10 protein-coding genes are annotated in these 10,754 nt (G+C 70.7%); 5 read left to right on the top strand and 5 right to left on the bottom strand.

From position 1 onward, the window contains the following. Positions 1-20 precede the first annotated feature (20 nt). From MWM08_RS00270 to MWM08_RS00255, 4 genes are all read right to left on the bottom strand, one after another. Positions 21-971, bottom strand: coding sequence for an ABC transporter substrate-binding protein (locus MWM08_RS00270; RefSeq protein ID WP_244457474.1), 951 nt, complete (start codon positions 969-971; stop codon positions 21-23). 12 nt (positions 972-983) lie between these two features. Then, positions 984-1,388, bottom strand: coding sequence for an allophanate hydrolase-related protein (locus MWM08_RS00265; protein WP_244457473.1), 405 nt, complete (start codon positions 1,386-1,388; stop codon positions 984-986). Continuing rightward, complete coding sequence (gene atzF, locus MWM08_RS00260) at positions 1,385-2,749, bottom strand: allophanate hydrolase (protein WP_244457472.1); 1,365 nt, start codon at positions 2,747-2,749, stop codon at positions 1,385-1,387. The genes MWM08_RS00265 and atzF overlap by 4 nt, the downstream gene beginning before the upstream one ends. A gap of 282 nt (positions 2,750-3,031) precedes the next feature. After that, positions 3,032-3,739 (bottom strand): GntR family transcriptional regulator, encoded by a 708-nt coding sequence (locus MWM08_RS00255; RefSeq protein ID WP_244457471.1) that lies wholly within the window; start codon positions 3,737-3,739, stop codon positions 3,032-3,034. Positions 3,740-3,853: 114 nt separating this feature from the next. On the opposite strand from MWM08_RS00255, the gene MWM08_RS00250 reads away from it, so the two are divergent. The 4 genes from MWM08_RS00250 (at position 3,854) to MWM08_RS00235 (ending at position 7,954) form a co-directional block, all read left to right on the top strand. Continuing rightward, positions 3,854-4,198, top strand: coding sequence for an ArsR/SmtB family transcription factor (locus MWM08_RS00250; protein WP_244457470.1), 345 nt, complete (start codon positions 3,854-3,856; stop codon positions 4,196-4,198). A 144-nt stretch (positions 4,199-4,342) separates the two neighbouring features. Continuing rightward, complete coding sequence (locus MWM08_RS00245; protein WP_244457469.1) at positions 4,343-5,212, top strand: FAD binding domain-containing protein; 870 nt, start codon at positions 4,343-4,345, stop codon at positions 5,210-5,212. Positions 5,213-5,216: 4 nt separating this feature from the next. Then, positions 5,217-5,696, top strand: a complete 480-nt coding sequence (locus tag MWM08_RS00240) for a (2Fe-2S)-binding protein (protein ID WP_244457468.1) — start codon at positions 5,217-5,219, stop codon at positions 5,694-5,696. Further along, entirely contained in the window at positions 5,696-7,954 is a 2,259-nt protein-coding gene (locus MWM08_RS00235) for a xanthine dehydrogenase family protein molybdopterin-binding subunit (RefSeq protein WP_244457467.1), read from the top strand. The genes MWM08_RS00240 and MWM08_RS00235 overlap by 1 nt, the downstream gene beginning before the upstream one ends. A gap of 66 nt (positions 7,955-8,020) precedes the next feature. Here MWM08_RS00235 and MWM08_RS00230 read toward each other — a convergent pair whose 3' ends face one another. After that, entirely contained in the window at positions 8,021-8,926 is a 906-nt protein-coding gene (locus MWM08_RS00230) for an MBL fold metallo-hydrolase (protein WP_244457466.1), read from the bottom strand. A gap of 357 nt (positions 8,927-9,283) precedes the next feature. Here MWM08_RS00230 and MWM08_RS00225 point away from each other — a divergent pair, with 357 nt between their 5' ends. After that, positions 9,284-10,750, top strand: a complete 1,467-nt coding sequence (locus MWM08_RS00225; RefSeq protein WP_244457465.1) for a methyl-accepting chemotaxis protein — start codon at positions 9,284-9,286, stop codon at positions 10,748-10,750. The last annotated feature ends 4 nt before the right edge of the window (positions 10,751-10,754 follow it).

The raw sequence follows: 10,754 nt of genomic DNA, 5'->3' as shown, positions 1-10,754 counted from the left end.
TCATCCGCCGGCGCGGCGCGTCACGACGTCGCGACTTCGTTCGAGAAGCGAGGGTTGAGGAACTTTGCGAAGTCCGGCAGCTGGCGGATCTGCCGCATCTCCAGCATCTGCTGCGCGTAGAGGCGCGCCTGGGTCAGCGTGGTGTCGTCCAGCTTCCAGGCGTACTGGATGTTCTCCGCCGCGAAGGCGTGGTCCACCGCCGCACGCGGTGCGCCCAGGATGCGCACGGTCGCTTCCGCGACTTCCGGCAGGTTCGCCATCATGTGTTCGGTGGCGCGGCGATGGATGCCGAGCATGGTGCGCAGCAGCGCCGGGTCCTGCGCGATCAGCGCCTCGCTGGTCGCGAGGATCATGTTCAACCCGCCCATCGGTGTGCCGTAGGGGTACTCTACGAGTGTCCCGACGCCGGAGGTGATCGACAGGCCCGGGCCCGGTTCGGCGCCGACATAGGCGTCGATGTCGCCGCGGCTCAACATCGCGTGCATCTCACCGAAGGGCACGCGCACGGCGGTGATGTCGCGCACCGTCATGCCCGACTGGCGCAGGCGCTCGAGGATGAAGACCTCCTGCGTCGAACCCGGCCAGATGCCCACGCGCTTGCCGCGCAGCCCAGCGATGTTCGTGATGCCCGACCCGGTCTTCGCCACCACGCCCATGCCGCGGTTCGAGAACGCGCCGATCACCACGACGGGTTCGCCCGCCGCCGCACCGAGCGTACCGGCCGCGATGCCGAAACCGCCGACATCCACGCTGCGCGTCACCACGGCGTTCTTGCCGTCGGTCGGGCTATCGAAGGTGATGATCTCGATGGTCATGCCGGCGGGGGCGAAGCGTTGGTAGAAATGCGGCGGCATGGAATGGATCAGGCGCAGCGACCCGACCTTCACGGTGCGCGCGGCCTGGGCATTGGCGACATGCGGCGCGACCAGCGGCACGGCGGCGGCGGCAAGCAGATGGCGACGGCGGATCATGGGCGTTCTCCTTCAGACAGGGGTGGGTGCGGCGATCGCGGCGAGATAGCCGCGCCAGCCGCCGAAGCGGGTGATGTCCTCGGCACCGACCAGGCCCTCGGGTTCCACCAGGAAGCCCTTGGGGGTGGTGCCGTCGTTCAGCAGCAGCGTGCCGATGCACAGCGGTGCGGGGATGCCGGCGACGAAGCGGCCGAAGCCGTCATCGGGCAGCGACCAAACCTCGGCGGCGATGGACGCGCCTTCGCGCCCCGCCACCCGCAGCAGCCCGGGGCGACGCGGCGGCCCGCCGGCGAGCGCGAAGAAGCGATAGCAGGGCCTTGTGCCGACGGCGCGCAGGAAGGTCCCGCCATGGCCGACCAGCTCGTGATTCAGCGCCAGGCCCGTGAGATGCGCGCCAACGACGGTGATCTCGATCATGCGGCGCGCGCCTTTCCTTGGTCCGCGACACGCGCGGCGAAGACCATGCCCAGCGCGGCGAGCGAGGCGTCCGACCCGCGCGGGCCGATCAGCGTGATGCCGGCGGGCAGCCCGTCCGGCCGCGCCGGCCCCGGCACCGCGAGTGCGGCCAGGTCCAGCAGGTTCACGAAGTTGGTGTAGGTGCCCAGCCGCGCATTCGGCGCGAAGGGATCGGCCACAAGTTCCGCCAGCGTCGGGAAGTTCGGCACCGAGGGCACCGCCAGCACGTCGAAGCGCGCGAAGAAGTCCTCGGCAGCGCGACGGTGTTCGGCCAGGCGGTACATGCCGCGGAAGGCGTCCACTGCGCTGAAGCGGTCGGCAGTGCCGATGATCGCCTGCGTCACGGGATGCAGCGCGCCGGGATGCGCCTTCGCGAAGTCCCCGAAGGCGGCGGCACGCTCGGCTACCCAGGGGCCGTCATACAGGAGCTGCGCGGTGTCGAGCAGCGGCGTGATTGCGGCCTCCTGCGCGGCGGGCAGCAGCGCGCGGGCGGCGGCCCACGCGGCGCGCGCCGCGTCGTCGTCCAGGTGGAGGTCGGCGGGTGCGGGGATGGCGATGCGCACGGGCACCACGCCTGGTTCCACCCAGGCGATGGGGCGGCTGAACGGATCGGCGCGGTCCTCACCGGCCAGCACGCGGAAGCCGGCCCAGGTATCCTCGACCGAGGTCGCGAAGACCGACACGCAATCCAGGCTGCGGCAGGCCGGCACGACGCCGCGCGTGGAGACCGCGCCGAGCGACGGCTTCAGCCCCACGATGCCGTTCAACGCCGCCGGAACGCGCCCCGACCCCGCCGTATCGGTGCCGAGCGACAGCACCACGATGCCGCGGGCCACGGCGACGGCCGAGCCCGATGACGACCCGCCCGGCACTCGGTCGGGTGCCACGGCGTTGCGCGGCACCGGATAGGGCGTGCGCACGCCGACCAGGCCGGTCGCGAACTGATCGAGATTGGCCTTGCCGACCACCAGCGCACCGGCCGCACGGAGCCGACGGACCGCCTCGGCATCCTCGGCCGGGACGTGCGCGAAGGCTGGGCAGGCGGCGGTCATGGACCGCCCGGCCACCGCAATGTTGTCCTTCACCGCCACCGGAAGACCCCAGAGCGGGAAGCGCGCCGGGTCGAAGGGCGGCAGCGCCGCGGCCTCGGCGGCCAGGGCGTCGGGCGCCGTGGTGTCGAGGAAGATGCCCGGATCCGCGGCCGCGTCCAGCCGGCGCAGCGCCTCGGTCACGACGGCGCCGGGCGCGAGACCGCCGGCATAGGCGGCGTGCAGCGCGGCGCGCGTGAAGGGCAGGGCCGCAATGTCCACGGGGACGCTCATGACCCGGCAGTCAGCAAGTCCCGTGCCGGGCCGCGGGGCGCCTGCGCCCGGCCAAGGTGTATACAAGATTGCATACAGTTTGAGCGTCACCGTGCCGTGCTGCCGCCATTGCGGGCGGGCGCCGGGCGCCGACTTTGTTGGCAGCCATCCACGATCGAGGTCGCGGCGCGCGTGTTCGTCGGGCGACCCGGCCGCCGGGATGCACTCGGTTGGACGCGCCGCCGACACATCGGGTCGCACGGCAGCGCGCGGGGAGGACGTCCGGCGACGCGGGCCGCCGTGTCATCCCATCCGCGCCGGCGGGTGGCCGGCCATGAGCCCCCAGGCGCCCTCGGTCGCCGCCAGGTGGCCGCGCACCGCCGCCGCCGCCGCCGCGCCATTGCCTGCCAGGATCGCATCGACGATGGCGCCGTGCTCGGCATGGGAGGCGACAAGCCGGTCCCCGCCGGCCAGCTGCGCGGCGCGGAAGGGCGCCAGGCGCCGCCGCGTGGCGCCCGCGAGCTCAGCCAGGTAGCCATTGCCGGCGCCGGCATAGAGCGCCTCGTGGAAGGCCACGTTGGCGTCGCGGTAGCGGTCGAGCGCATCGGCCGCCACCAGCTCGGCCATCGCGGCATGCCGCGCGGCCAGACGGGCCTTGTCGGCGCGCGACATGGCGCCGGCGCACAGCGTCGCGCAAATCGCCTCGAGCTCGGCCATCGCCTGGAACATCTCGGCCAGGCGCCCGGGCTCGGGCTGCGCCACCACCGCGACGCGGTGAGGGCGATGTTCCACCAGGCCGGTCGCGGCCAGCAGGCGCAGCGCCTCGCGCACCGGCGTACGGGAGACGCCGTGCGCGGCGGCAAGGCGTTCCTCCTCCAGCGCAGCGCCGGGCGCGATGCGCCCTGCGGTGATCTGGTCGGCAAGGCGGGTGGCGAGGGTCTCGGGCAGCGTTGCCGCACGGCTGCGGGACCCGGTTCGCGGGCCGCGGGTGGAAGGCAGGGCCTTGGTCATGGCACCGGCGTTGCACGGGCCGTGCCGACCGACGGCCGTTCTTGAAGCGCCGACCCGGAAGGCCCAGTGTACCGACAACCCCGGAACAAGGTTACCCTGCGTGGAATCATGCCCGTGACCCGGTCCGCGATGGCCGACCCAGCGCCTGCCCCGCTGTCGGCGGCAGCCATGGAGGAACATGCGGCCGCGGCCGCGGCGATGCTGCGGCTGCTCGCCAGCGAGCGACGGCTCGTGGTGCTGTGTACGCTGATCACGGAAGGCGAGTCGCCGGTCGGGCGGCTTGCCGCCCGGGCCGGGCTGTCGCAGCCCGCCATGTCGCAGCACCTGGCGAAGCTGCGCGACGACGGGCTGGTCGCGACGCGGCGCGCGGGCACGACCATCCACTACCGGATCGCCGACCCACGCGTGGCACGGATCATGGCGACGCTCGAACAGGTCTTCTGCCACCCGGAGGACTGAGCGCCCCGCCGCGGTCCGGCGCCGGCACCCCTACCGCTCCCCGGCTGGCCGGACTAGCCTTTCCCGGTCCGGTGCGCCTCGCGCACCCGCGGAAAGAAGCAGGCCCCCCGGCACGACCGGGCGGCCCGGGGAATGGGAAGCAACATGACAGACATCCGATACCTGGCGCCACGCACGCTGGACGAGGCGGTCGGCGCCTTCGCCGCGGCGGCCGGTGCGGCACGCATCCTCGCCGGCGGCACCGACCTGCTGGTGCAGATGCGAAACGGCGTAGCGAAGCCGGGCACGATCATCGACATCAAGAAGATCGCGGAGATGACCTCGATCGAGGAGACCGCCGATGGCGGCTTCCGTATCGGCGCCGCGGTGCCGGCGGTCGCGCTGGCCGAACATGCGCGCTTCGGCAAGGTGTGGCCGGGCGTGCTGGAGGCGATCAACCTGATCGGGTCGAAGCAGGTCCAGGGGCGGGCCTCACCCGGCGGCAACCTGTGCAACGGATCGCCCGCCGGAGACAGCGTGCCGGCCATGATCGCCGCCGGGGCGGTGGTGACGGTGCAGGGGCCCAACGGGCGACGGTCCATGCCGGTGGAAGCGGTGCCGGCGGGGCCGGGGCGCACCAACCTGCAGCCGGGCGAGATCGTGGTGTCCTTCACCCTGCCGCCGCGCCCGGCGGGCTCGGGCGATGCCTACCTGCGCATGATCCCGCGGACAGAGATGGACATTGCGGTGGTGGGCTGCGGCGTCAGCCTGACCATGGCGGGCGGCGTGGTGACCGCCGCACGCGTGGGGCTGGGCGCCGTCGCGCCCACCGTCATGCTGGTGGACACCGCTGCCAAGGCGCTGATCGGGTCGCGGCTGGAGGATGCGGCGCTTGAAGCCGCGGCCGCCGCCTGCCGCGCCGCCTGCAAGCCGATCGACGACAAGCGCGGCACCATCGTCTACCGCACCAAGGTGGCGGGGGTGCTGCTGAAGCGCACGGCGGCGATTGCCGCGCAGCGCGCCGGGGGGAACTGAGACCATGTCGAAACTGCACATCGCCACGTCCATCAACGGCGAGCCGGTCGAATTCCTGGCCGATCCGTCGGCGTCGATGCTGGATGCGCTGCGCGGGCCGCTGGGGCTCACCGGCACCAAGGAAGGCTGCGGCACGGGCGATTGCGGCGCCTGTTCCATCACCGTCGATGGCCGCCTGGTCTGCGCGTGCCTGATGCTGGCGGTGGAATCCGAAGGCCATGAGATCGGCACCATCGAGGGCATGGCGCAGGGCGACCACCTGCACCCGCTGCAGCAGAAGTTCCTGGAGATGGCGGCGCTGCAATGCGGCATCTGCACGCCGGGGATGCTGATGGCCTCGCGCGCGCTGCTCGAGAAGAATCCCGATCCGACCGAGGAGGAGGTGCGCTTCGGCCTGGCCGGAAACCTCTGCCGCTGCACCGGCTACGACAAGATCGTGCGCGCCGTGCTGGAAACCGCTGCCGAGATGAGGGGGGCCGCCTGATGAACGAGATGTCCAACAAGTGGATCGGCAAGAACACGATCCGCCCCGACGGCGCCGACAAGGTGACCGGCCGCGCCGGCTATGCCGCCGACAACACCATGCCCGGCATGGTGTGGGGCAAGGTGCTGCGCAGCCCACACGCCCATGCGCGCATCCGCTCCATCGATACGTCGAAGGCCGAGGCGCTGCCCGGCGTGAAGGCGGTGGTGACGCGCGATGACATCGTCGAATTCCCGCTCGACAAGTCCGTGATGCTCGGCATCCAGGACATGCGCTGGATGTGCCGCAACGTCATGGCGCGGGAGAAGGCGCTGTTCCACGGCCATGCGGTCGCCGCGGTCGCCGCGATCAGCGAGGAAGTGGCGGCGCACGCGTGCTCGCTGATCGAAGTGGACTACGAGGTCCTGCCGCACGTCATCGAGATCGAGGACGCGATCAAGCCGGACGCGCCGATCCTGCATGAATGGAACCAGTTCGAGGGCAAGCCGTCGAACATCGCCGGCACCATGGTGCTCAAGACCGGCGACGTGGAGGCCGGCTTCGCTGAGGCCGACATCGTGGTCGAGCGCACCTTCAAGACGCGCCCGGTCCACCAGGGCTACATCGAGCCGCATGCCTGCACGGTGTCCTACGCCGCGGACGGGCGGGTGACGATCTGGTCGTCGTCCCAGGGGCAGTTCATGGTGCGCGCCATGACGTCGCTGCTGACGGGCATCCCGCAGAGCGACATCCGCGCCATTCCCGCCGAGATCGGCGGCGGCTTCGGCGGCAAGACCATCATCTACCTCGAGCCCGTGGCGGTGATGCTGTCGAAGAAGTCCGGCCGCCCGGTCAAGATGGTGATGACGCGCGAGGAAGTGCAGCGCGCGACCGGCCCCGCGCCGGGGTCGCTGTCTACCGTGAAGATCGGCGCGAAGAAGGACGGCACCATCGTCGCGGCGAAGGGCACCTTCTACCTGCAGGCCGGCGGTCTGCCGGGTTCGCCGTTGCGCGGGCCAGTGGGCTGTTCCTTCGCGCAGTATGCGATCCCGAACATCCTGTCGGTCGGCTTCGACGTGGTGTCGAACCGGTCGAAGGTGGCGGCGTATCGTGCGCCTGGCGCGCCGCTCGGCGCGTTCGCCACCGAGTGCGTGCTGGACGAGATCGCGCAGGCGCTCGGCCTCGATCCGCTGGAGATGCGGCTGAAGAACACCGTGAAGGCCGGCGACAAGGCGATCTACGGCCCGACGTTCGGCGCTATCACCTTCAAGGAGACGGTGGAGTCGATCAAGCACCACCCGCACTACAGCGCGCCGCTGGACAAGAACCCCCGGCCTGGCGTGAAGCGCGGCCGCGGCGTGGCGTCCGGCTTCTGGTACAATGCGGGCGGCGAGAGCTCGGTGCAGGTGAACATCACCGAGGACGGCAACGTGCTGGTCACGACGGGGCACCCCGACGTGGGCGGGTCGCGCGCGTCGATCAGCAATGTGGTGGCGGAACTGCTGGGGGTCGATCATGCGCGGGTCAACGTGATGATCGGCGACACGCAGACCATCGGCTTCTCGAACCTCACGGGTGGCAGCCGCGTGACCTTTGCTTCGGCGCTGGTGGCGACCTCGGCGACCGAGAAGGTGATCGGTGACCTGCGCCAGCGCGCGGCGAAGATCTGGAACATCGATGCCGAGGCGGTGAAGTGGCAGGACGGCATGGCGCTGCCCGCCGGCGACAATGCGGGCAAGTTCCCGCCGCTGTCGCTGAAGGAGCTCGCGGCCAAGGCGAACGAGATGGGCGGGCCGATCGGCACGCAGGTGCAGCTCAACACCACGGGTGCCGATCCCGGCTTCGCCACGCATTGCGTGGATGTCGAGGTGGATGTGGATCTCGGGATCGTGCGGGTGCTGCGCTATACGGCGGCGCAGGATGTCGGGCGTGCGCTGCATCCGGCCTATGTCGAGGGCCAGATCCAAGGCGGCGTGGTGCAGGGCATCGGCTGGGCGCTGTCCGAAGAATACCTGTACGACGCGAAGGGCCGCGTGGATAACGCGGCGTTCCTGGATTACCGCATGCCGGTGTGTTCGGACGTGCCGATGATCGAGCCGGTCATGCTCGAGATTCCGAACCCGAAGCACCCGCAGGGTGTTCGTGGCGTGGGTGAGGCGCCGATCGTGCCGCCCTTGGCCGCGATCGCGAATGCCGTCCACGATGCCTTGGGCGTGCGCTTCTACGAACTGCCCATGTCTCCGCCGAAGGTCTCCGCGCGGCTCGACGCGGCAGGCTGACGGCTCGCGGTCCAGGGGGCCGTGGCCCCCTGGCGGGGGAGTCCGAGGGGGCGGCGCCCCCTCGGTTCACTCCACAGCCGCGGCGTTGCGTGCCGTGACCGGCACCATCAGGTAGCGCACGCCGTTCGCTTCCGCCGGCGGAAACCGCCCCGCGCGGATGTTCACCTGGATCGACGGCAGCAGCAGCGCGGGTGCCGCCAGCGTCGCGTCGCGCTTGGTGCGGAAGGCGACGAATTCGTCCTCGGTCGTGCCGTCCTTCACGTGCGGATTGTGCGCGCGTTGTTCAGCCACGGTGGATTGCCAGGCGAAGTGGTCGCGCCCAGGCGCCTTGTAGTCGTGGCACATCCACAGCCGGGTATGTGGCGGCAGCGCGAGCAGGCGCTTCATCGAGCGATACAGCGTACGGGCATCGCCGCCGGGGAAGTCGGCGCGCGCCGTGCCGTAGTCGTGCATGAACAGCGTGTCGCCGACGAAGACGTCGTCGGGTTCATCCGAGCGCGCCTGCGGCGCGACGATGCGGTACGCGATGCAGGCCGGCGTATGGCCTGGCGTGTGGATCACCTCGACGTCGAGCGAACCGATGGCGAAGTGTTCGCCGTCCCGGAACAGCCGGTCGAAGTCGCCGCCGCCCGGCTTCACGTCCTCGGCGGCGAACACCGGGCGGAAGATCGCCTGTACGTCGCGGATGTGTTCGCCGATGCCGATCGGCGCGCCGGTGCGTGCCTTGATGTAGGGCGCGGCGGTGAGGTGGTCGGCGTGGGCGTGGGTTTCCAGCACCCAGTCGATGGTGATGCCTTCCTGTGCGGCATCGCCCAGCAGGCGGTCCGCGAAGGCGGTGTCGGCAGTGCCGGACCGATTGTCCCAGTCGAGCACCGGGTCGATCACGGCGCCGCGCTTCGTGGCGGGGTCCCAGACCAGATAGGACACGGTGTTGGTCGGCTCGTCGAAGAAGGCGCGGATCATGGCGGGCATGGCGAAACCTCCGGTCTCGGAGCATGCCACACCGAAGGGCGGGCCGCGATGTGGACGGGCGGCGGGCCGCCTCGGGGTGCTGGCGCGACGGGTAGACGGACAGGGTCCGGCGCCACGTGATCACCGCGCTGCGCGACCGGTGCGGTATTGGCGACCGCCGGATCACGCCCGTTCATCCGACGGTTCGCCAGTACGACGGGCTGGATCTCCCCCACCGATGATGCAGCATGCGCGAGCACAGCATTACGTACCGTCCATACGACATTGACCCTCCATTATGGCTGGCGCCGCATATTCGCCCTCACGGCAGCGCAACCGCGCCGGCCCGTATTCGACTTGCTGATGGAGGCCGGCCCGATGTTTCTGCGACACCCTCGCCTTGATGGCGCCGCCCAGCGCGTGGCCGCGCTCGAAGCCCTTGGGGCGCGGGTCATGGTCGCCAATCCGGGGCTGAACATCACCTATGTGAACGCCTCGGCCATGGCGCTGATGCGCGATGCCGAGGCCGAGTTGAAGCGCGAATTGCCCCGCTTCGATGCCGACCGCCTGGTCGGGAGCAATATCGACATCTTCCACAAGACACCGTCGCACCAGCGCCGCATGCTGGAAGCGATGGACAAGCCGCACAGCGCGACCATTACGGTCGGTGCGCGCAAGTTCGACCTGCGGGTCACCCCGCTCGACGACAAGGGCGCGCGGATCGGCTTCGTGGTGGAATGGGCGGATGCGCGCCACCGCCTGCTGAACCTCGACTACGCGGCGCAACTCGCGGCGATCAACCGGTCCCAGGCGGTGATCGAATTCGCCCCCGACGGCACCATCCTGCGCGCCAACGACCATTTCCTCAACGCCATGGGCTACACTGAGACCGAGCTGGTCGGCCGCAACCACCGGGTGTTCGTCGCCGCCGAGGACCAGGCCCACACCTCCTACGCCGAGCTGTGGGACGGGTTGCGCGCGGGCAGGTTCAGCGCGTCCCGCTACCGCCGAATCGCCAAGGATGGCCGCACCGTCTGGATCGAGGGCGCCTACAACCCGATCCTCGACGAGGCCGGGCAGGTGGTGAAGGTGGTGAAGTTCGCGGTCGATGCCTCGGATAAGGTGCAGATGCAGCGCGAATTGCGCGCACAGATCGCCGACATCGAGGCGGCTGTCGGTGTCTCCACCAGTTCCGCGCAGGCGGCAACCGCGGCGGCGGCGGCCACCGCGGCCAATGTCCGTGACGTGGCCAGCAGCAGCGAGGAACTGGCGGGGTCGATCGGCCAGATCGCCGAGACCATGGCCCGCACGCGCGACGCCGCCGAGTCTGGGCTGACCCAGGCGGTGCGGGTTGGCGAGAGCGCCGATGCCCTCGCGCAGGCCGCGCTGGCCATGACCGGCATCGTCGATGTGATCCGCACGATCGCCAGCCAGATCAACCTGCTGGCGCTGAACGCCACGATCGAGGCAGCGCGCGCCGGCGATGCCGGTAAGGGCTTCGCGGTGGTGGCGGGCGAGGTGAAGAACCTCGCGGTCCAGGCCGCCAAGGCGACCGAGCAGATCCGCTCCGAGATCGACGGGCTGCAGCAGACATCCCAGGGCGTCGCCGCGGCGGTGGTGGGCATCCGCGGTGCCATGACCACCGTCACCGACAGTGTCGGCGTGACGGCCGCGGCGGTCGAGGAACAGAACGCCGTCACGCGCGGCATGTCGGCCAATATGTCCAGCGCCTCGACCGCAATGGAGGATGTGAACGCGAGCATCGCCGGCATTGATGCGGCGGTGGCCCGTGTCTCGGACGCCATCGGCCGCACGCGCCAGGTGGCGGAGGCCCTGGCCGTCTGACCCC

This window comes from Roseomonas fluvialis (genome assembly GCF_022846615.1).
GTDB classification, from domain to species: Bacteria; Pseudomonadota; Alphaproteobacteria; order Acetobacterales; family Acetobacteraceae; genus Neoroseomonas; species Neoroseomonas fluvialis.
This window is presented reverse-complemented; position numbering and strand designations above follow the sequence as displayed.